Genomic DNA, 20614 nt, shown 5'->3' with positions numbered 1-20614 from the left:
TTGTGATGGCCGGCGGCCGTGGCTGCCCGGCGTGATTCGTCGTTGCGCGCGGGTCAGGCGGCGTGGCCGCTGGCGGGCACGCGGTGTTCCGAGCGGGCCATGAAGGCCCGGTAGATCTCGGCGCCGCTGCGGTCTTCCAGCACGTAGCCGCACAGCATTGCCAGCACCAGCGCCGGGCTCTGCAGCGGCATGAAGTGACCGGAGGCTACATGCAGCGCCTCGATGTGCGCCGAGAAACCGGCCAGGCGGTCGATCTCCGCCGGCGGGCGCAGGCCGTCGTAGCTGCCGGCGACCAGCAGGGTGCGCGGCGGCAGGCGCGGCAGGTCGCGTTCCAGGTCCAGCCCGGCGAGCATGGCGAAGGTGGCGGCGAAGCCCTCGGGATCGGCCGCCAGCCAGCGCAGGCGGAAGCGCTCGAAGACCGCAGCGTCGCTGCGCAGCGGCTCCGGCCAGGTGCGCTCCAGCAGCGCCGGGACCAGCTCGCGCAGGCCCTCCTGGCGCAGCGCGGCGGCCCGCGCGCGGGTCGCCTCGCGCGCCGCCTCCGCCACGCCGCAGGCCGGCGCCATGCCGATCAGGTGGCTGCTGCGCCCGGGATGGCAGGCGGCGAAGCGGATGGCGATGGCCGCGCCCACCGCGACCCCGGCCAGCGCCACCGGGCCGGCGATGTTTAGCGCGTCGAGCAGGGCGGCAAGGTCGGCGACGTGGGTGTCGATGTGCAGGTCGCCCAGCACCTTCTCCGACAGGCCGGCGCCGCGAGTGTCGTAGCGCAGCGCCTGGACGTCCGCCGGCAGCGCGGCGAACAGGCCGTCCCAGCTTTCCAGGGCGCCGCCCATCTCGTGGATCAGCACCAGGGTGGCGCGCGGCCGCTGCACGCGGCGCAGCTGGTAGCGCAGGACGCAGCCGTTGACCTCGATCCAGTTCATCGTGCCGCCCTCACACCCGCTCGAACAGCGCGGCCATGCCCTGGCCGCCGCCGATGCACATGGTTTCCAGGCCGAAGCGGGCGTCGCGGCGGCGCATCTCGTGGAGCAGGGTGGTCATGATGCGGATGCCGGTGGCGCCGATGGGGTGGCCCAGGGAGATGCCCGAGCCGTTGACGTTGACCCGCTCGATATCGTCCATGTTCCAGGCGCGCAGCACGGCCAAGGCCTGCACGGCGAAGGCCTCGTTGACCTCGATCAGGTCCATCTCGTCCAGGCGCCGGCCGGTGCGTTCGAGCAGGCGGGCCACCGCCGGCACCGGGCCGATGCCCATGCGCGACGGCTCGCAGCCCGCCGCCGCCCAGTCGACCAGGCGCGCCAGCGGCTGCAGGTTGTAGCGCCTGGCGTACTCCGGCGAGACCACCAGGCAGGCGGCCGCGGCGTCGTTCTGCTGGCTGGAATTGCCGGCGGTGCACACGCCCTCGGGCAGCAGCGCGCGCAGGCCTCCCAGGCTCTCCACGCTGGCGTCGGCGCGGATGCCTTCGTCCATCGCCACGCTGGTGCTGGCGCCGCGCTTGCCCGGCACCTCCAGGGCCACCACCTCGTCGGCGAAGCGCCCGTCGCGCCAGGCCGCCGCGGCGTTCTGGTGGCTGCGCACGGCGAAGCGGTCGGCCTCGTCGCGGCCGATGGCGTAGTCGCGGGCCAGGTTCTCGGCGGTTTCCGGCATGCCGGAGATGTGGCCGAAGCGCTCCACCGGCTGCGAGCGCTCGCGGCCGCGCTCCAGGCGGTCGTGGAACCTGACGCTGCCGGCGCGCGCGCCCCAGCGCATGTCGGTGCTGTAGTACTCGATGTTGCTCATGCTCTCCACGCCGACCACCAGCACCGCCTGGGCGTGGCCCGTCTGCACGTGCATGGCGGCGTCGGCCAGGGCCTGCAGGCCGGAGCCGCAGCGGCGGTCCAGGGTGTAGCCCGGCACCTCGATCGGCAGGCCGGCGGCCAGCGCGGCGTAGCGGCCCATGCACGGCGCCTCGCTGGAGGCGTAGGACTGCGCCACGATCACCTCGTCGAGCGAGGCCGGCGGCACGTCCAGGCGCGCCATCAGGGTCTGGATCAGCGTGGCGGCCAGCCGGTCGGCGGTCAGCGGGGCGAGGGCCCCGCCGAACTTGCCGATGGGCGTGCGCAGGGGCGAAACGATCAGCGCGTCTTTCATGCAGCGAAACCTTCTGTGGCGAACGGGGCCCAGCATGGGCAACTCGCCGGGGGCCAGCAATTTCGCATCGCGAAAGCCGGTGTTTCGTGTTGCTTAAGCGCCGCCGCCCGGCGCCGGCCGCCGCGCATGTTTGCCTTCGCCGAACGGCCACTTAAGGAAAACCCAATACCTGCGTCGCGGGTCGCCTGAGCATGCTTGCCCGCACCGGTACTGCCCGGAAGCCAACAAAAACAATCGAGACGGATACCCAACGATGCATAACAGCTCGCTCGCCCAGTTCTGCGCACTGCTCGCGCTGCCGCCGATCCTGGCGCTGCCGACGCAGGCCAGCGCGGACTTCATCGAAGACGCCACGGTCAACCTGGCCATGCGCAACTTCTACTTCAACCGCGACTTCCGCCAGGACGGCGCCGCCCAGTCCAAGCGCGAGGAATGGGCGCAGGGCTTCATGTTCAACGCCAGGTCCGGCTACACCGAGGGCACGGTCGGCTTCGGCCTCGACCTGTACGCCGCGCTGGGCGTGAAGCTGGACTCGTCTGGCGCGCGCGCCGGCACCGGCCTGCTGCCGAACGCCTACGGCGACTCCGGCCCGGACACCTACAGCGACCTCTCCGGCGTGGCCAAGATGAAGATCTCCCGGACCGAGCTGAAGGCCGGCGGCTTCATGCCCAAGTCGCCGGTGCTGCTGTCGAGCGATGCGCGCCTGCTGCCGCCGATCTTCAACGGCGTGACCCTGACCTCCAGCGACATCGACAACCTGGCGCTCGACATGGGGCGCTTCAGCAAGGTCAACTTCCGCAACTCCAGCGGCAACCACGACGACATCCTCGCCGGCAACTACGGCGTGGCCGGCGACCACTTCGACTACTTCGGCGCCATCTACAGCTTCAGCCCCCGGCTCAACGCCTCCTACTGGCGGGCCGAGCTGGAGGACGTCTACCAGCAGAACTACTTCGGCCTGCAGGCCAGCAGCGAGCCCATGGGCGGCTGGGTGCTGGGTGCCAACCTGGGCTACTTCGACTCGTCCGAGCAGGGCGCGGCGCGCGGCGGCGACATCGACAACGGCCTGACCTCGGTGCTGCTCTCGGCCAACCACGGCGCGCACACCTTCCGCCTCGGCTACCAGGACAACCGCGGCGACAGCCCCTTCCCGTACCTGCAGGACGCCGACGCCAACGTCGCCAACGTGGTGCAGATCCTCGACTTCACCCGCGCCGAGGAACGCTCCTGGCAGGTGCGCTACGACATCGACTTCGCCCCGTTCGGCGTGCCCGGCCTGACCTTCTTCGCCCGCTACCTGCGTGGCGACGGCTACGAGATCGCCGGCGAGAGCGGCAAGGAATGGGAGCGCAACCTGGACCTGAGCTACGTGGTGCAGGACGGCCCGCTGAAGAACCTAGGCATCCGCTGGCGCAACGCCATGGTCCGCTCCGACGGAGCCGGCGAACTGGACGAGAACCGTCTGATCCTGTCCTACACCATCCCCCTGAAATGATCGCCCGCCGGCCTCCACGAAAGGCCGGCATGCCTGTGGCCCCATCCGCAGGCCGAACGCCCGACCCTCACGAGGGGCCGGGCGTTTTTTTGCCGTAGGGCGCGCCGTGCGCACCGCGTGCGTTTTTGTAGGAGCGAGCTTGCTTGCGAAGCTCTTTACGGGCCTGGTTCGCGAGCAAGCTCGCTCCTACAGTCGTGGTTCGGATGAAAGCGTTGCTTTCACTCCAACGCCCAAGAAACTTCTAGGCAACTCGGAGCCTGAGTCCCCGTCAGGAGGCCGAGTGGAGGTGTTGCGCAGGGGGGATGAGCCGCAGGGATGCGGCGAAAGGCATAACGGGCCATGGATGGCCCGTGTATGCCGGCCCCCGGAGCGGCACCGGAGGGAGGGAACCCCGCCGCAGGCGGGGCCGGATGCCGGGGTGGCCTTCTCTTTGGTTACTTTCTCTTGGCCACACGAGAGAAAGTGACTCGCCCGGGAGGGCGAAACCTAAAGCGTCAGAACACTCAGCAATCGGCCGGAAACCCAGGCATCGGACCAACACCGCTCCCGGATTTCATCCGGGCTACGAGCTCCCGTCCCCAAGGTGCGCGCGGCGCACCCTACGCAGTCCTGTCAGGGCTCGATCTCGCCCAGGCGAATGGCGATCCGCAGCGCCTCGGCCGTGGTGGACGCCCCTAATTTGCCGCGCACGCGCCGCAGATGATTCTCCACCGTTCGCTCGGAAAGCCCCAGGATCAGCGCGGCATCGGCCTGCCGCTTGCCGGCGGCGATCCAGCGCATCACCTCGCGCTCGCGTGCCGTCAGGCGCAGTGCCGAGGCTTCCTGTGGCATTGCGGCGAACGACAGCGCCCGGTGCAGCGCCGCCTGCCCGACCAGGGTGAGCGCCAGGCGCGCGGCGGTCGTGCTGTCGATGGCGCGGCCGCCGAAACTCATTGCCCCGAGCAGGCCGTGGAGGCCGAAGATGGGCACCTGCAGGCCGTGGATGCCCAGCCCTCGGGGGCTGTTCACCACGCGGTAGGTTTCCTCGCCGGGGGCGCCGCGCTTGGTCCAGAAGAACGGCCGGTCGTTCTCCAGGATGTGATGGTTGACCGGGCAGCGCTGCAGGTAGGACCGGGCGTCCACCGTCGCGCCATCGCCGAACCAGTCCCCTTCGACCCAGTAGAGGCGGTCGATCAGCTCCTCCCCGGAGGTGCTGGCCGAATAGAGCACGAAGCGGTCGTAGCCCAGCGGCGCGGCGAACGCCCGCACCGCGTCGGCCAGCGCGGCTAGGCTGTCGCTGCGCTCGATCGCCGTCACGGCGCGGGCCAGGGCGTCCAGGCTCATCCGCCGCGGGCCGCTTCGTCCAGCAGCGCCCGCGCGGCCAGCTTGCCCAGCGCGTTGGAGGCGAACGGGCTGTCGCCGGTGATCACCTTGCGGTCCTGGTGGGTGGCCCCAGTGACGTCGCTGTTGAGCAGGGTCACGCCCTGGGCCTGCAGCCGCTCGCCGAAGAACCAGGTCAGCCCGCCCGGCATGTAGCCGATCTCCGGCGTCTTGCGGTCCATGGCGTCGGGGAAGGCGCAGATCGAGTAGCCCGCGAACGGCGACGCCTGGCCGAAGGCGCCAGCGGCGAGGAAGGCGGCCGGGCCGTGGCACAGCGAGATGACGTGGCGGTCGTTGGCCATCGCCCAGTTCAGCACCCGGGCCACCGCCTCGCTCTGCGGCAGGCCGATCAGCGCGCCATGCCCGCCCGGGATGAACACGCCGATGTAGTCGGCGCCGGCCTCCAGCGCATCGGCGATCTCGTCCAGCTTCCGGGGCTCGAGGAACTGCGGCAGGTATTTGCGGTGCAGGTCGGTGATCGCCGTCTCCTCGCCGGGCATGGCCCACAGCTCGAACTTGACCGGGTTGCCGGACAGGGTGGCGACGTCGAAGTCGAAGCCGGCCTGGTGCAGGTGGTGCATCGGCACCAGCGTCTCGACCGGGTGGTTGCCGGTGGAGAACAGCTTGCCGGTGTCGGTGGGCAGGTAGCGCTCGTCCGCGGCGATCATCAGGATCTTGCGTGTGCCCTGATAGGCGTCGGGGTAGTGGTCGCCGTCGAGGGGCGTCCTGGGGCTGGTGAATTCGCCGAGGGAATGGGGCGACGGGAAGAAGGCGTTGTGTTCGGCCGGGTCCGGGGTGGGCTGCTTGCTGTTCGCGGTGTCGGTCATGCCATGCACTCCTGTGTGTGGTGCCGTTCATGCTGGCGCATCGGGGTTGGACCTCGAAGAGGGGAAATCCCTCAATCTGGCGCATCGCACCCCTGGGTAGGGTGCGCCGTGCGCACCGAAGGCTTCGCGAGCAAGCTCGCTCCTACGGAAGCTATTCAAGGTAGACCAGGCCGCGCAGCGACAGGAAACAGCCATCGGGCAACTCGGAGTCGAGGTTCCCGCCAGTCGTAGCCCGGATGGAATCCGGGGAAGGTGCCGGCCCATCCCGGATTTCATCCGGGCTACGGAACTGCTCCTGGGTTATTCCCCTTCGGGCCAGCGCAAGCGCTGTTCAGCGATACAGCTGCTGTCCCGCCTGCGCGGGAATGACGGTTCCGGGAGCAACTCTACCCCCACCTCGTCATCCCCGCGCAGGCGGGGACCCAGACGGGGCAAGGCACTACAGTATCTAACGGGGACATAGCCAAAAAAATGCCCGGCCGGGGCCGGGCGGAGCAAAGCGGCAAAGCGTTATCGGTCAGCCGGCGCGTTCCAGCAGCCGGCGGGCTCGGGCGATGACCGGGGCGTCGATCATCTGGCCGTCGAGCTGGTAGGCGCCGCCGGCGCCCGCGCCCGCGAGCACCCGTCGCGCCCAGTCCAGCTCAGCCTCGCTCGGGGCCAAGGCGGCATGCACGACTGCGACCTGGCTCGGATGGATGCAGAGCATGCCGGCGAAGCCCATGTCGCCGGCGTCGCGGGCGAAGCGGGCGAGACCTTCCACATCGTCGATGTCCGGGAACACGGTGTCCAGCGGCGGCGCCAGGTCGGCCAGGCGGGACTGCAGCAGCAGGGCGAAGCGCGCCTGGTCGAGCAGGCGTCCGGCGGCCGGGGTGCCGGCGGCCAGGCCCAAGTCCAGGCCCAGGTCGAGCCCGCCGAAGGTCAGCCGCTCGACTCCCGCGACGGTGGCGATCGCAGGCAGTTCGGCGAGCCCACGCGCGCTTTCCACGATCGGCATCACCGGCTTGCCGAGGGCGGCGACCCGCGCCACCTGCTCGGCGCTCTCGGCCTTGGGCAGCAGCACGCCGAGCACGCCCGGGTGGCGGCAGAGTTCGAGGTCGGCGGCGTGCTGGGCGTGGCCGGCCATGTTCACCCGCACCCACACGCGGGCGCCGGCCTCGGCGTCGAGGTAGGCGCGCAGGTGGTCGCGGGCGTCGGCCTTGAGCGCTTCCTCGACGGCATCCTCGAAGTCGACGATGACCGCGTCGGCGCCGCTGGCCAGGGCCTTGGCGAAGCGCTCGGGGCGGCTGCCGGGGACGAACAGCGCGCTGCGCAGCGGGGCGCCCATCAGAACGACCGCGGCAGGTCGAGCAGGTGCTCGGCCACGTAGGACATGATCAGGTTGGTGGAGATCGGCGCCACCTGGTACAGCCGCGTCTCGCGGAACTTGCGCTCGACGTCGTATTCGCAGGCGAAGCCGAAGCCGCCGTGGGTCTGCATGCAGGCGTTGGCCGCGGCCCAGGAGGCCTCGGCGGCGAGGTACTTGGCCATGTTGGCGGCGGCGCCGGCGTTGAGCCCGGCGTCGTATTCCTCGCAGGCGCGCCAGCGCATCAGATCGGCGGCCTCCACCTCGATGTGAGCCTTGGCGATGGGGAACTGCACGCCCTGGTTCTGGCCGATGGGGCGGCCGAACACGCTGCGGTCGCGGGCGTAGGCGCTGGCCTTCTCGATGAACCAGCGGCCGTCGCCGATGCACTCGGCGGCGATCAGGGTGCGCTCGGCGTTGAGGCCGTCGAGGATGTAGCGGAAGCCCTTGCCTTCCTCGCCGATCAGGCTGTCGGCGGGGATTTCCAGGTTGTCGAAGAACAGTTCGTTGGTCTCGTGGTTGACCATGTTGGCGATGGGCTGCACGGTCAGGCCGTTGCCGATGGCCTCGCGCAGGTCGACCAGGAAGATCGACATGCCGTCGACCTTGCGCTGCACCTCGGCCAGCGGCGTGGTGCGCGCCAGCAGGATCATCAGGTCGGAGTGCTGGACCCGCGAGATCCACACCTTCTGGCCGTTGACCACGTACTTGTCGCCACGGCGCACGGCGGTGGTCTTGATCTTGGTGGTGTCGGTGCCGGTGGTCGGCTCGGTCACGGCCATGGACTGCAGGCGCAGCTCGCCGCTGGCCAGCTTCGGCAGGTAGTAGCGCTTCTGCGCCTCGGTGCCGTTCCGCAGCAGGGTGAACATGTTGTACATCTGCCCGTGCACGGTGCCGGAGTTGCCGCCGCAGCGGTTGACTTCCTCGAGGATCACCGAGGCCTCGGCCAGGCCCAGGCCCGAGCCGCCGTATTCCTCGGGGATCATCGCCGACAGCCAGCCGGCGTCGGTCAGGGCCTTGACGAAGGCCTCGGGGAAGCCGCGTTCCTCGTCGATCCTGCGCCAGTACTCGGCGGGGAACTCGGCGCAGAGGGCGCGCACGCCGTCGCGGATGGCATTCAATTCTTCACTGTTGCGGTCGATCATGGGGCTTCCTCGGAAACGGGCGCCTGCTCCGGGGCAGGCGGTTTTTCATGGGGTCAGTCGAACTGCACGTCGGCCTGTTGGCACAGGCCGCTGGCGTTGCTCGCCCAGAGCCGGGCGTGGCCCGGTTCGGCGTGCTGGCCGCCGACCTGGAAGGCGTCGGGGGCGATCAGCGGGCGCACGCCGCGGAAGGCGAAGCGGCGCAGGCGTGCCAGCGGGTTGGCGCGGACGAACGCGGCCAGGCTCAGGGTGGCGGTCAGCGGGCCGTGCACCACCAGGCCGGGGTAGCCCTCGGTGGCGGTCACGTAGGGCCAGTCGAAGTGGATGCGGTGGGCGTTGAAGGTCACGGCGGAGTAGCGGAACAGCAGCACCGGGTCGGGCACCACGGCTTCCTGCCAGTCCGCCTCGGGCAGCGGTTCGCCGGCGCCCAGCTTGGGCGGGGTCGGCTCGCGGTAGACGATGTCCTGTTCCTCGCGGATGCACGGCACGCCGTCCTGCGCGTATTCGTGGCGCAGGGTGACGAACAGCAGCGAGCCGCTGCGCCCGTGCTTTTCCTCGATGCGCTCGATGGTGGTGGTGCGGCAGGCCTCGCCGCCGACCCGCAGCGGTTCGAGGAACTCCAGCCGGCCGCCGGCCCACATGCGGTTGCGGCCGTGGGCCGGCGGCATGAAGCCGCCCAGCGCGGGGTGGCCGTCCGGGCCCAGGCCGGCGCAGGCGACCGGCTCGTTGAAGAAGCACCAGTGCCACAGCCACGGCAGTTCCTCGCCGTGGGCCGGGGCCTGGGTGTCGAAGGTCGCCGCGATGCGGCTGACCAGGTTGCGGCTCAACTGGTCGTGCACCTGCTGGGTACGTCCCAGCCACTGCGCCGGATCGAAATCTGCCATGCCTTGCATCCCGTTCATGTCGTGGCGGCATGATGCAGGGGTGGCCGGAGGGCGAGGAATTCGCTTTTGCGGAAGCCCGCCTCAAGCCCACGCTAATACGCAGGCGCGCGGGAGCGAGGGGCGTTTCTTAATGATGAACGGTCTTTCATTCTGCAACGCCGCTGGCCGGCGCTGCTCGGGTGCCTGGAAATAGTCCTGCTTTTTCAAGGGGATAGCGGCGCGGAATTTCTGGCACCCATATTGCCTGAGCAGTCGTACCCGAAACGCGCCGTGCCCGTCGAGGCATGGCTGGCAACGAGGAGACAGCATGTCCAGCCGCATAAAAATAATAATCCCCATCCCGATGGACGCCGAGGCAGCGGCCAATCGCTCCAGCCAGCTGCCCGCCCACCTGATCCTGCCGGGCTTCGAGCCGGAGTTCGTGCCGGTGGCCAAGGGCGCGTCCCTGGCCGACAGCGCCTACGACGTGCTGCTGATGGACTTCTCCGTGGTCCAGGCCGGCATCCGCGCCCAGGAGGAGGGCTACAGCGCGGTGTGCATCGACACCGTCAGCGACTCCGGCCTGGCCGCCCTGCGCTCGCGGCTGGACATCCCGGTGGTCGCGCCGGGCATGTCGGCCTTCCACATGGCCTGCATGCTGGGCAAGAAGTTCAGCGTCATCACCATGTGGGACCAGTGGTTCGCCCTGTACGAGAAGACCCTCACCGAATACCGCCTGTGGGACCGGGTCGCCTCGCTGCGCTCGATCAACACCCGGCCGGACCTCAAGGAGCTGCTGGCCGGCAAGGAGGACGTGGTGTTCGCCAAGCTGGAGGCCGAGGCGCGCCGGGCGATGGAGGAGGACGGCGCCGACGTCATCGTGCTCGGCTCGACCACCATGCATCAGTCCCACGCCTACCTGGCCGAGCGCCTGCCGATCCCGGTGATCAACCCGGGGCTGGTGTCCTACAAACTCTGCGAGCTGATGCTCGGCCTGGGCCTCAAGCACAGCCGCAAGGCTTACCCGGCACCGGAAAACCCCAACGACGCCGCCTACCACGGCTTCGCCCTCTGACAACAAGAAAACGGGAGACCACCATGTCGCGACTCAACCGGCAGCAGCTGATCGAGCTGGCCACCCAGAAATACTTCGGCAACGTCGACAGCAAGAACATGGAGCCGGTGCTCGACTGCTGCCACGAAGACGTCGAGTTCACCATCCAGACCGACAACCTCACCCACAGCGGCCATGTCGGCGTGCGCAAGATGTTCGACAACCTGTTCTCCGGCTTCGAGGAAATCTGGCACGGCGACTTCGAGACCGCGGCCGACGAGGAGACGCAGACGGTCTGCGCGCGCTTCAACGTCTACCTCAAGGACCACCAGGGCAACGAGACCCGCCTGCGCAACTGCAACTTCTGGTACGTGGAGGACGGCCGCTTCCGCCGTGTGTTCGTCTTCATGAGCGGCGAGAACGTCCTGCGCTGAGGGCGCCGCCGCAGTGATACGCCTGGCCGCTCCGCACGGAGCGGCCCATCCCACAAGAACAATAAGGATGAGGAACGATGACCCAGCCCAAGCAGCCGGGGGAGCTTCGCTATCCCTCGATTTTCTCCCCGCTCCGGATCGGCAACATCACGGTGCGCAACCGCCTGATGCAGACCGCCCACGCCAAGGGCTTCGCCTCGGCCGACGGCCTGACCAACGACCGTGACATCCACTACCAGGCCGAGCGCGCCAAGGGCGGCATCGGCCTGATCGTCACCGGCGCCCGCCACGTCCACCCGCAGTCCACCGGGCCGAACCGCTCCCTGGCCCGCGGCAACCGCGAGGAGATGATCGAGCGCGACGCCGAGATGGTGAACGCGGTGCACGCCTTCGGCAGCCGCATCGTCGCCCAGCTGATCCACTTCGGCCCCCAGGGCCGCAGCGGCGCGCTGGACGACTACCGCCTGCTGATGGGGCCGTCGACCATGAAGTCGCCGGCCTACAACGAGTGGGCCAGGGAGATGACCAAGGCTGAGATGGACGAGGTCTCCGAGCATTTCGCCCTGGCCGCGCGCAACGCCCAGGCGGCCGGCTTCGACGGCGTCGAGCTGCACTACTCGCACGGCTACCTGCACCAGCAGTTCCTCTCCTTCGTCTACAACAAGCGCACCGACGAGTACGGCGGCAGCCTGGACAACATCGTGCGCTTCCCCATCGAGACCATGCAGCGGGTGCGCGAGGCGGTGGGGCCGGACTTCGTGGTCGGCATCCGCGTCTCGCTGGACGAATGCACGGTCGAGGGCATGCACGCCGACACGGCGATCCTGATGACCCGCAAGATGGTCGAGACCGGCCTGATCGACTACGTCAGCGCCACCGCCGGCACCTACGCCGCCCACGCCGACCAGATCCCGCCGGGCGACTACCCGGAGAACTGGCTGGTGGAGGACGGCGCCCGCCTGCGCGCCGCGCTGCGCGAGGTCAGCGACATCCCGGTGTTCATCGTCGGCCACATCGTCGACCCGGAAAAAGCCGAGTCGCTGGTCGCCAGCGGCGCCACCGACATGGTGGCGATGACCCGCACGCAGATCGCCGACCCCGAGTTCTGCAACAAGCTGCTGCAGGGCCGCGAGGACGAGATCAGCCACTGCATCCGCTGCAACCAGGCGTGCATCGCCCGGCTGATGGCCGGCAACGCCATCTCCTGCGTGGTCAACCCGGCGGCCGGGCGCGAGCAGCGCTTCGGCCTGCACACCCTGCGGGCGGCCGAGCGGCCGGCCGACTGGCTGGTGGTCGGCGGCGGCCCGGCCGGCATGAAGGCCGCGCTGACCCTGCGCCAGCGTGGCCACCGGGTGACCCTGGTGGAGCGCGGCGAGCACCTTGGCGGGCAGACCCTGCTGGCCGCGCAGCTGCCGCGCCGGCACAAGTTCGGCTTCATCGCCCGCGATCTCGAAAGCCAGCTGCGCAAGGCCGGCGTGGACATCCGCCTGAACACCGCGCTGGATGCCGAGGCCATCGTCGCCTGGGGTGCCGACGGGGTGATCCTGGCCACCGGCTCGACGCCGCTGAAGACCGCCTTCACCTCGACCCGCCCGGCCGTGGACCGGGTGCCCGGCACCGAGCAGGACAACGTGCTCAGCGTTGTCGAGGTGCTGCAGGCACCGGAGCGGGTCGGCAAGCGCGTAGTGCTGTTCGACGAGGACGGCGGTCGCTACGCCCTGGGCACCGCGGAATTCCTTCTCGACCGTGGCCACGAGGTGCATCTGGTCAGCCGCTTCACCGCCCTGGCGCCCAACCTGGCGCTGACCCTGGACCTGCCGGTGAACTACCGCCACGTGTTCGCCAAGGGCCTGCGCTACACCATCAACAGCTGGGTGCGGCGCATCGACGGCAGCCGCGCGCAACTGCTCAACCTGTTCACCGACCAGGACAGCGAGGTGCTGGAGGCCGACAGCTTCGTCATCGCCGCCGGCCACCAGCCCAACGACGGGCTGTACCGCCAGCTGGAAGGGCGCATCGCGCGCCTGTACTGCATCGGCGACGCGCGCCTGCAGCGCCCCCTGCAGGACAGCATCTACGAAGGCATGCTGGCTGGTCGCGAGCAGCTCGACGATCCGGCGCGCTTCATCGAGCAGGGCGCGCTGGAAGGCTTCGGCGCCGACTGGCGTACGGCCATGGGCGCGCCTGTGGCTTGAGCGGCGGTGCGCGCGGCGCACCCTACGCACGCCAGCAGAGTTGCAACGGCAGAGCGTCGGCTCTGCGCGACATAACGACATTTCGGGCCGGCACCGCCGGACCCGGGGAGAATCCCGATGACCGTCGAACGCTACCCGCACCTGTTCTCGCCGCTGAAGATCGGCAACGTCACGGTGCGCAACCGCATCATGCAGTCGGCCCACGCCATGGCCTTCAACTCGCCGGAAGGGCTGACCAACAACCGTGACATCCACTACCACGCCGCCCGCGCCAAGGGCGGCATCGGCCTGATGATCACCGGCAACCGGCTGATCCACCCGACCTCCAACACCTTCTGCCGTGGCTACTCCTACGGCTACCGGCCGGAGATGGTCGAGCGCGACAAGGCGCTGACCGACGTGGTACACGGCTTCGGCTCGCACATCTTCGCCCAGCTCAACCACTTCGGCGTGATGGGCGAGACCCACGCGATGGACGACTACCGGGTGCTCTGGTCGTCGTCCAACATCAAGTCGCCGGTGTTCGGCGAAATGGCCAAGGCCATGGAACGCTCGGACATGGACGAGATCGTCGAGGGCTGGGTACGTTCAGCCGAGTACTCCAAGCTGGCCGGCTTCGACGGCGTGGAGGTACACCTGGCGCACAGCTACCTGCTGCACCAGTTCATCTCGCCGCTGTTCAACAAGCGCGACGACGAGTACGGCGGCAGCTTCGAAAACCGCATGCGCTTCCCGCTGGAAGTGATCCGCGCGGTGCGCGAGCGGGTCGGCCGCGACATGGTGGTCGGCATCCGTCTGTCGATGGACGAGATGGTCCCCGGCGGCATGGAGATCGCCGACTGGATCGAGGTCGCGCAGACCATCGAGGCCACCGGCGACATCGACTACATCATGGCCACCGCCGGGGTCTACCAGTCGGCGACCTACATCATGCCGCCCTACGACGTGCCCGACGGCTGGCTGGCCGACCCGGTGGCGCGGCTGAAACAGGCGGTCGGGTTGCCGGTGTTCTGCGTCTCCGGCATCGGCAGCGCCGGCGAGGCCGAGGCCATCCTGGCCCGCGGCGGCGCCGACATGGTGGCGATGACCCGCGCGCAGATCGCCGACCCGGAATTCGCCAACAAGACCGCCGCCGGCCGCGAGGACGAGATCTACCACTGCCTGCGCTGCAACCAGGGCTGCGTCTCGCGGCTGTTCCACGGCACCTCGATGACCTGCCAGATCAACCCGGCCACCGGCCGCGAGGAAGTGTTCGGCCCGCAGACCCTGGAACTGGCGCCGGTCAGCCGGCACTGGGTGGTGGTCGGCGGCGGCCCGGCCGGGATGAAGGCCGCCGAGGGCCTGGCCAAACGCGGACACAAGGTCACCCTGCTGGAGAAGGGCGCGGAGCTGGGCGGCCAGGTCAACCACATCGTACGCCTGCCGCGCCGCGACTCCTTCGCCTGGATCACCGAGGACCTCAAGGTGCACATGACCAAGCACGGCGTGCAGGTGCGGCTGAACTGCGAGGCCAGCGTCGACACGGTGAAGGCGCTGAACCCCGACGGCGTGATCGTCGCCACCGGCTCGCTGCCGGACCGCAGCGGCTATTCCGACATCAACCCGCTGGTCGACCGGGTGCCGGGGCTGGACGCCGACCACGTGTTCACCGCCCTGGACGTGCTGGCCCACCCGGAGAAGGTCGGCCACCGCGTGCTGGTGCTGGACGAGGAGGGCAACCGCTACTCGGCGGGGATCACCGAACTGCTGGTGGAGAACGGCCACGAAGTGCACGTGCTGACCCGCTGGAACGCGCTGTTCCACCGCCTGGGCACCACCCTGGACCAGCCGGTGGTGTACGCCAACCTGTTCAGCCGCGGGCTGACCTACACCCTCAACGCCTGGGTCAGCCAGGTGCGCGGCGGCGAGGTGGACGTGTTCAACCTCTACAGCGGCGACGAAGAGACGCTCAGCGGTTTCGACAGCATCGTCCTGGCGGTCCGCCACCTGCCACAGGACGCGCTGTACCACGCGCTCAAGGCCGATCTGCCGAACGTACACCGGGTCGGCGACGCGGTGGTGCCGCGCAAGACCGACCACGCAATCTTCGAGGGCTTCCTGGCCGGGCGGGAGATCTTCGACAACTGGAAGCGCTACATCGAGCCGGGGTCGATCGAGGGATTCGACGGGCCGATGGCGTTACAACGTTTTCTCTGAATGCTCCGAGGGAAAGACTTGCCGGCACTTTGTGCCGGCTTTTTTTTGAGCGGCTTTTGGGGCCGCTTCGCTACGGCATGGCTTGGTAGGGTGCGCTGTGCGCACCGGGGGGATGTGCGAGCTTGCCGGTGCTCGTAGCCCGGATGAAATCCGGGTTTGGGTTTCCAGCTCATTGTCGAGCGTACTGACGGTTCTGGTTTCGCCTCCCGGCGAGTCACCTTTCCCAATCGCGCCTGCCCGGCCGGGACAACAGTCACCCCAAACGCTGCCCGCCATCCGGCCCTTCGCTGCACGAAGGGTTTCCACTCCATCTCAGGCCGGGGATGCCTATCGGGCCTTTACTTCAAGTGGGCGGAGCGAAAGACTTGAGCCAGTTGTAAGGCGCTTCTAACTGCTCTTGGCTCGTATTTATACCTCAGGGCTGCTGTTTATTTTGCATTTCTTGATGCCCTCCATTCATCAAGCTCTTGTTCAACAGTTTTTAGGGTTTCTACATCATCTACCCACGGGGTTATCCAGTGTCGTTTCAAGTGGTCGACATTGTACGAATAGAGAATATTCTTGCTTTCAAGAATAGAGGTCATTTTCTCTCTATCTCTTTTGTCCTCGAAGTTATATGACCGAGGTGGTCCTTTGCTGGGCTGGCTAATAGCAAGTGAGATTAATGCGGCTGAGGCAAATCCAAGAAGGTAGGCGGTGGCATACTTTTTCATGCATATACCTAGCGTTTGATTGAGGAGCGGGTTTTTGCCCATCTCATTGAGCGTGCGAGCAATTTGGACTAGATGTTAGGCTAGTTCACAGATTCGGAGGTCTTAATTCTTCGTGATCGTGAATGCCTTGAGGGTAAAGCCTGTTGAAAATGAAAGAGCTGCTGTTAGGTGGAGCCACATAAGCTGATTAAAGGAAAGCAAGGGCTCTATTTCAGACAGAACTTTGCCGTTCTCGTCGAATGAAATGCTACCGCTAAAAAACGTGGTTGAAAAAATTGCTAGTGTAGAAGTTACGGACGCTATAAAAATCAAGGCATCTGCTGGGGAGCGCGTTTTAAATACAATTTTTCCCGATGCGATGCTCGATATTAGGAACAGCCCAAAAAGGTAATAGAATGTGTGGTTGAGAAAATCAGACATTTTTATAAGCCTAGCGTTGGAGTTAAGGCGCGCGCTCCATTTGAGCGACTTGTTAGGTGCATGTAGCGGGTAGGCACCAATAAATCAAGAGTGAAAAGAACGGAAGCTTATTTTTCTATGGGTGCCTGTATCAGAACCACCCATTCTGAAAAAGAGGATGCTGGCCAGTTGTTATCTGTTTTTGGGTTTTCAACAGCATAGGGGCGAGACTTACCACCATGCCAATTGAACCACTCGCAGCATCCATCCACAGGCCCGCAAAATAAGGGGGCATCAAAATCCTTAATTATGAACTCTGTATCAAGCGGAAAATCTGTTTCTTTGGGAAGTGCCACCATATCTCTTTGCACCTAACGCCATAGTTAAGCCGTGCCGCGAAGCGGCGTCGGCTTGAATGAATTTTTAGGCTGTGGGCCGATTGGCCTGCCACCCCTTGATTGCGGCCAATGATGCCGACTCCAAGAGCGGATCGCCACAACGCGTGGAATATTTGCTAGGGCTGTGCTGTATGGAGCGAGCCAGGTCATCAGTGGCCTTGTGTCCTTGCACATAAATCCTGGCGATCTCGTCTGGTCTAAGACGGAGTACGGCAGAAAAGCTGGCAAAGGACTGGCTGCAATTTACGTCGAGCACGTATCCAGAGCTGTCTCGCAGCAGGAACCACGCATGAGGCTCATGATCTATGACAACCATTAATGTTGCCCCCTCTGCCTAACGATTAAGCAAAGGGGCCGGCTTTAGCCGGTCCCAGCGAACGAAGTGAGCGGTAGTTGAGCACATTATTATACGATTACTCATTATCGCAGCTAAGCCACATTCCTATTTTGTTTTTATCTATGGCACAAAGAAAGCTATCTTTGCTGTTATTGGTTACGGGGCGCCAGCCTGAATTTGTAAAATTACTGAAGAAGCTAGGCTCGAAAAATTCAGCCAAAAATGAAGCTAACAATTTTTCAATTTCATTTTCAGATAGCCGCCTATTACTACCATAAGCTATAGCTTCCGTCGTCATTCGCATGAACAGATCGCTAAATTCATTTGAATGCAGAGAGTTTAGCCCGCCTTCTGGGTAACGGACTTGCTCCGTAGAGCCAAGCCAAGGATAGAAGTTGAATTCACTGTCTCTGCTGAGACAAGCCTGGATGGCTTCCAGTCCAGCAAGTCCAGAATTATTATAAATTAAGATATATCCCAAGTAACAATCGTTCCAAATGTATTGATGCTTGGCGAAATTTACTTCAATGCTCATTTTGATGCTTCGTATAACGTTTGGTTAAGGGGCGGGCTTTAGTCCGTCCCAGAGCGCGGCGACGGTTTGAACCAGTTGTTAGCCATATGGATCATAGACTGTGTCATCTTCCTTAAGTGCTAATTGTCTATATTTTTCTCTTAGCACGGTGCTTTTTTCAAACCCAAACTCGCCTTCATTATGGAATCGGGCGATTGTCATATAAGCGTCAGCGGAACCAGCTAGTGCTGCATCATGCAAGAGTTTTAAGCCGGCTTCCGTAGATTTTTGAAAAGCCTCGCTTCCCCATATTAATTCGCATGCATGTATCCACATGCAGTGAAAACTTCCTTTCTCGGCGAGCTCTTTAAATATGAGGGATGCACGCTTTTTATCTTGAGAAATTCCATGTTCACCTAAGTCGTAAAATACGCCCACTTGATACCTGGCTTTGAGATCTCCAAGCGCCGCAGCTTTGAACATGCCTTCAACATATCTACGGTCGCACTCTGCCTCGGATATACCAGTCTCGAAAAAGCTAGAGCTAATTCGAATTGCTGCTGGAATGTTTTTCTCTACAAGAGGCGGTAATATTTTTTTCAGAAGATCGAAGTTTCCTTCTTCAAAAGCTCTTTCTGCTAACTCAATTTCACTGTGGCGGTTGCTCATTGAGAATGCCTAGCTGTTATTAGGCGACATTGCTGTCGCATAACATCCGAGAAAATGTCGGATAACGTTCCTTGTCCTAAGCCAAGCTTTTGATTCCCCTGACAATCAGCGAAGCAAGCGCGGCTTGAAGGTGGGTGAAAAGGGACACTCGACAAGACCGTGGCACCAAGCGGTACCGTCAGGACAGAAAGCTACGAGGGCAGAGGGGAGCATGTCTAGCGAGACTGTCGATGACTTGTCGAAATCAATACGCTGGATAGCTACGTACTGGGAGGGGGCAAGGCTGTGAGGCTTCCGATTGAGCGGGTTTGCGACACAATGGAATGGCAGAAATGGGGGCATTCCCTCCACGCCGCTTCGAGGGTCGGTGTACAAGGGCTATCCATGGCCCTTTATCGCGGTGGCGCCCAGCCCTTTCGTCGTATCCCTGCGGCTCGTCACTCTGCGCAACGATTCCACTCACTCTCCTGAAGGGGCGTTTGGTGCTGCCTGACAGATCGCATAAAGCAACTGGTTCGGTGGTTGTAGGGTGCGCTGTGCGCACCGCCCTCGGAGTCATCGGTGCGCACGGCGCACCCTACGCGGGCCGCTTGGTTTTTGTGGGAGCGAGCTTGCTCGCGAAGGAGGCCCGCAAAGAGTTTCGCGAGCAGAGCTCGCTCCTACAGGTAGCCCGGATGCAATCCGGGGAAAGGTGTCGATCCATCCCGGATTTCATCCGGGCTACATGAAAGCGTTGCTTTAATTCATCTGCCAACACTTCCAGGCGGTTCGGAGCCCGAGTTCCCGTCAGGAGGCCGAGTGGAGGTGTCGCGCAGGGGGCGGCGAGCCGCAGGGATGCGGCGAGAGAACCAGGCGTTCCCGCTTGAAGGGCCAGGGGTGGCTCATGTATGCCTTGCCCCGGAGTGGCACCGGAGGGGCGAACTCCGCCGCAGGCTGGGCTGGATGCCGGGGTGTGCTTTCTATTGCTTGCTTTTCTTTGCGCCGTGCGGCGGTCCGCAAACAAAGCAACGAAGCGAAGCGGAGTAACAGCCGCAGGCTGGCCCGAAGGGTGAGCGAAGCGAATCAAAGTGACTCGCCCAGGAGGGCGAAACCAAAAACCTTCAAGCCGCTCGGCAATCAGCCCGGCACCAAAACCATCAACCCCCGCTCGACAATCCCGCCATCACCCCGGATGCAAAGTGAAATCCCCATTTCACTCTGCAATGAAAGCCATCCCCAGGCTTTCCATTTCTGATTTTTCATCAATAAAAAATCATTTATAAACAATGACTTATTTAAATATACAGACCTTGGCAAGGTCGTTGCTATCGAGGAGGTGTGGCTAACCAATAAATACAAGAGAAAGACCATGAGCAAACCGCTAGAGGGGATTTCCATCCTCGATCTGACGCACATGCTGTCCGGCCCCTACGCCGGCATGATCCTGGCCGATCTCGGCGCGCAGACGATCAAGGTCGAGCCGCTGGCCGGGGAAGGTACCCGCGCCCTGCTGGCCCAGGACCCGCGCCATTCCTACAAGGGTATGGGCGCCTACTTCCTCACCCTCAACCGTAACAAGCAGAGCGTCTGCATCGATCTCAAGAGCGAGCACGGCCTGCAGGTCTTCTATGACCTGGTACGCAAGGCCGACGTGGTGCTGGACAACTTCAGCGCCGGCGTGCCGCAGAAGCTGAAGATCGACTTCGAGCACCTGCGCCAGGTCAACCCGCGGATCATCACCTGCTCGGTCTCCGGCTTCGGCCAGGATGGCCCCAGCTACCTGCGCCCGGCCTTCGACCAGGTGGTGCAGGCCATCGGCGGTGGCATGTCGATCACTGGCCTCGATGCCGAGACGCCGATCCGCGCCGGCATCCCGATCGGCGACCTGGGCGGCGGCATGTTCGCCGTGATGGGCGTGCTCGCCGCGCTGCAGGCGCGCAACAGCAAGGGCCACGGCCAGCACGTCGACATCAGCATGCTCGACTGCCAGATCAGCATGCTCAATTACATGGCCACCATGCACTTCCTCAGCGGCGAGAACCCGGCGCCGCTGGGCAACGGCCACTTCGTCCACGTGCCCTACAACACCTACCCCACCGCCGACGGCTTCGTGGTCATCGCGGTGATCTTCGACAGCTTCTGGGACAACCTGGTGGGGCTGCTCGACGTCGAGGCGCTGCGCGATCCCAAGTACAAGACCCAGCCCGGCCGGCTGGCCGACAAGGCGCTGATCGACGGCATCCTCGGCGATGTGCTGCGCAGCAACACCACCGACCACTGGGTCGAGCGGCTGACCGCCGTGCGCGTGCCCTGCGGCCCGGTCAACCGCTTCAGCGAGGCGCTGGCCGACCCGCAGGTGCGCCACCGCAAGATGGTGGTGGATATCCCCCACCCGCTGGGCGGCAGCGTCGAGGCGCCGGGCAACCCGATCAAGCTCAGCGTCGACGACAGCGACAGCTACAGCCCGCCGCCGCTGCTCGGCGAGCACACCGACGAGGTGCTGGCTTGGCTGCTCGGCTACGACAGCGAGCGCATCGCCGAGTTGAAGCGGCTGAAGGTGGTGGGCTGAGC

The 20614-nt window shown here is 65.0% G+C and carries 17 protein-coding genes; 6 read left to right on the top strand and 11 right to left on the bottom strand.

All coding sequences use genetic code 11. The features are described from left to right. Positions 1-53: 53 nt before the first annotated feature. Positions 54-920: an alpha/beta hydrolase gene (locus N5D30_RS03870; protein WP_279907747.1), complete on the bottom strand. Its 867-nt coding sequence runs from the start codon at positions 918-920 to the stop codon at positions 54-56. Between the two features lie 10 nt (positions 921-930). After that, positions 931-2127: an acetyl-CoA C-acetyltransferase gene (locus tag N5D30_RS03865; RefSeq protein WP_279907746.1), complete on the bottom strand. Its 1197-nt coding sequence runs from the start codon at positions 2125-2127 to the stop codon at positions 931-933. Positions 2128-2380: 253 nt separating this feature from the next. On the opposite strand from N5D30_RS03865, the gene N5D30_RS03860 reads away from it, so the two are divergent. After that, positions 2381-3622 (top strand): OprD family porin, encoded by a 1242-nt coding sequence (locus tag N5D30_RS03860; protein WP_279907745.1) that lies wholly within the window; start codon positions 2381-2383, stop codon positions 3620-3622. Between the two features lie 612 nt (positions 3623-4234). Here the strand turns inward: N5D30_RS03860 and N5D30_RS03855 are convergent. The 5 genes from N5D30_RS03855 to N5D30_RS03835 all read right to left on the bottom strand — a co-directional run bounded on the left by N5D30_RS03855 (position 4235) and on the right by N5D30_RS03835 (position 9176). Further along, positions 4235-4945, bottom strand: coding sequence for a PA1136 family autoinducer-binding transcriptional regulator (locus tag N5D30_RS03855; protein WP_279907744.1), 711 nt, complete (start codon positions 4943-4945; stop codon positions 4235-4237). After that, the gene (hchA, locus tag N5D30_RS03850) at positions 4942-5808 is read right to left on the bottom strand and encodes a glyoxalase III HchA (RefSeq protein WP_279907743.1); all 867 of its coding nucleotides are present in this window, start codon (positions 5806-5808) and stop codon (positions 4942-4944) included. The genes N5D30_RS03855 and hchA overlap by 4 nt, the downstream gene beginning before the upstream one ends. Before the next feature lie 517 nt (positions 5809-6325). Continuing rightward, the gene (locus N5D30_RS03845) at positions 6326-7135 is read right to left on the bottom strand and encodes a CoA ester lyase (RefSeq protein ID WP_279907830.1); all 810 of its coding nucleotides are present in this window, start codon (positions 7133-7135) and stop codon (positions 6326-6328) included. Beyond that, the gene (locus N5D30_RS03840) at positions 7132-8292 is read right to left on the bottom strand and encodes an acyl-CoA/acyl-ACP dehydrogenase (protein WP_279907829.1); all 1161 of its coding nucleotides are present in this window, start codon (positions 8290-8292) and stop codon (positions 7132-7134) included. Before N5D30_RS03840 ends, N5D30_RS03845 begins: the two co-directional genes overlap by 4 nt. A gap of 56 nt (positions 8293-8348) precedes the next feature. Further along, the gene (locus N5D30_RS03835; protein ID WP_279907742.1) at positions 8349-9176 is read right to left on the bottom strand and encodes a MaoC family dehydratase N-terminal domain-containing protein; all 828 of its coding nucleotides are present in this window, start codon (positions 9174-9176) and stop codon (positions 8349-8351) included. 307 nt (positions 9177-9483) lie between these two features. Here N5D30_RS03835 and N5D30_RS03830 point away from each other — a divergent pair, with 307 nt between their 5' ends. The 4 genes from N5D30_RS03830 to N5D30_RS03815 all read left to right on the top strand — a co-directional run bounded on the left by N5D30_RS03830 (position 9484) and on the right by N5D30_RS03815 (position 15034). Next, positions 9484-10230: an aspartate/glutamate racemase family protein gene (locus tag N5D30_RS03830; protein ID WP_220811775.1), complete on the top strand. Its 747-nt coding sequence runs from the start codon at positions 9484-9486 to the stop codon at positions 10228-10230. A gap of 23 nt (positions 10231-10253) precedes the next feature. Beyond that, complete coding sequence (locus N5D30_RS03825) at positions 10254-10643, top strand: nuclear transport factor 2 family protein (RefSeq protein ID WP_279907740.1); 390 nt, start codon at positions 10254-10256, stop codon at positions 10641-10643. Between the two features lie 77 nt (positions 10644-10720). After that, a complete protein-coding gene (locus N5D30_RS03820; protein WP_279907739.1) occupies positions 10721-12838 on the top strand; it encodes an FAD-dependent oxidoreductase in 2118 nt (705 codons plus the stop codon). Positions 12839-12955: 117 nt separating this feature from the next. Next, on the top strand, positions 12956-15034 hold the full coding sequence (locus tag N5D30_RS03815; protein WP_279907737.1) for an FAD-dependent oxidoreductase: 2079 nt from the start codon (positions 12956-12958) through the stop codon (positions 15032-15034). A 428-nt stretch (positions 15035-15462) separates the two neighbouring features. Here N5D30_RS03815 and N5D30_RS03810 read toward each other — a convergent pair whose 3' ends face one another. The 4 genes from N5D30_RS03810 to N5D30_RS03795 form a co-directional block, all read right to left on the bottom strand. Next, on the bottom strand, positions 15463-15747 hold the full coding sequence (locus N5D30_RS03810) for a hypothetical protein (protein ID WP_279907736.1): 285 nt from the start codon (positions 15745-15747) through the stop codon (positions 15463-15465). A gap of 527 nt (positions 15748-16274) precedes the next feature. Then, positions 16275-16505 (bottom strand): hypothetical protein, encoded by a 231-nt coding sequence (locus N5D30_RS03805; RefSeq protein WP_279907734.1) that lies wholly within the window; start codon positions 16503-16505, stop codon positions 16275-16277. Between the two features lie 452 nt (positions 16506-16957). Continuing rightward, positions 16958-17416 carry a hypothetical protein gene (locus tag N5D30_RS03800; protein WP_279907732.1) on the bottom strand — a complete coding sequence of 153 codons (459 nt, stop codon included), beginning with the start codon at positions 17414-17416 and terminating at the stop codon, positions 16958-16960. Between the two features lie 78 nt (positions 17417-17494). Continuing rightward, positions 17495-18064, bottom strand: a complete 570-nt coding sequence (locus tag N5D30_RS03795) for a hypothetical protein (protein ID WP_279907731.1) — start codon at positions 18062-18064, stop codon at positions 17495-17497. 1348 nt (positions 18065-19412) lie between these two features. Between N5D30_RS03795 and N5D30_RS03790 the strand changes: the two genes are divergently transcribed. Continuing rightward, positions 19413-20612 carry a CaiB/BaiF CoA-transferase family protein gene (locus N5D30_RS03790; protein ID WP_279907730.1) on the top strand — a complete coding sequence of 400 codons (1200 nt, stop codon included), beginning with the start codon at positions 19413-19415 and terminating at the stop codon, positions 20610-20612. The last annotated feature ends 2 nt before the right edge of the window (positions 20613-20614 follow it).

Origin of the sequence: Pseudomonas sp. GD03875 (assembly GCF_029840585.1) — a bacterium.
Taxonomy (GTDB): domain Bacteria; phylum Pseudomonadota; class Gammaproteobacteria; order Pseudomonadales; family Pseudomonadaceae; genus Aquipseudomonas; species Aquipseudomonas paralcaligenes.
Note: the sequence above shows the minus strand (reverse complement) of the source record. Positions and strands in the feature narration are given on the sequence as shown.

Excerpts from the sequence above, each read along its gene's own strand:
- N5D30_RS03810 (WP_279907736.1), bottom strand. The coding sequence starts at position 15,747 with ATGAAAAAGTATGCCACCGCCTACCTTCTTGGATTTGCCTCAGCCGCA.
- N5D30_RS03830 (WP_220811775.1), top strand. The coding sequence starts at position 9,484 with ATGTCCAGCCGCATAAAAATAATAATCCCCATCCCGATGGACGCCGAG.
- N5D30_RS03835 (WP_279907742.1), bottom strand. The coding sequence starts at position 9,176 with ATGGCAGATTTCGATCCGGCGCAGTGGCTGGGACGTACCCAGCAGGTG.
- N5D30_RS03855 (WP_279907744.1), bottom strand. The coding sequence starts at position 4,945 with ATGAGCCTGGACGCCCTGGCCCGCGCCGTGACGGCGATCGAGCGCAGC.
- N5D30_RS03795 (WP_279907731.1), bottom strand. The coding sequence starts at position 18,064 with ATGAGCAACCGCCACAGTGAAATTGAGTTAGCAGAAAGAGCTTTTGAA.
- N5D30_RS03790 (WP_279907730.1), top strand. The coding sequence starts at position 19,413 with ATGAGCAAACCGCTAGAGGGGATTTCCATCCTCGATCTGACGCACATG.
- hchA (WP_279907743.1), bottom strand. The coding sequence starts at position 5,808 with ATGACCGACACCGCGAACAGCAAGCAGCCCACCCCGGACCCGGCCGAA.
- N5D30_RS03820 (WP_279907739.1), top strand. The coding sequence starts at position 10,721 with ATGACCCAGCCCAAGCAGCCGGGGGAGCTTCGCTATCCCTCGATTTTC.
- N5D30_RS03865 (WP_279907746.1), bottom strand. The coding sequence starts at position 2,127 with ATGAAAGACGCGCTGATCGTTTCGCCCCTGCGCACGCCCATCGGCAAG.
- N5D30_RS03870 (WP_279907747.1), bottom strand. The coding sequence starts at position 920 with ATGAACTGGATCGAGGTCAACGGCTGCGTCCTGCGCTACCAGCTGCGC.
- N5D30_RS03800 (WP_279907732.1), bottom strand. The coding sequence starts at position 17,416 with ATGAGCATTGAAGTAAATTTCGCCAAGCATCAATACATTTGGAACGAT.
- N5D30_RS03815 (WP_279907737.1), top strand. The coding sequence starts at position 12,956 with ATGACCGTCGAACGCTACCCGCACCTGTTCTCGCCGCTGAAGATCGGC.
- N5D30_RS03805 (WP_279907734.1), bottom strand. The coding sequence starts at position 16,505 with ATGGTGGCACTTCCCAAAGAAACAGATTTTCCGCTTGATACAGAGTTC.
- N5D30_RS03860 (WP_279907745.1), top strand. The coding sequence starts at position 2,381 with ATGCATAACAGCTCGCTCGCCCAGTTCTGCGCACTGCTCGCGCTGCCG.
- N5D30_RS03825 (WP_279907740.1), top strand. The coding sequence starts at position 10,254 with ATGTCGCGACTCAACCGGCAGCAGCTGATCGAGCTGGCCACCCAGAAA.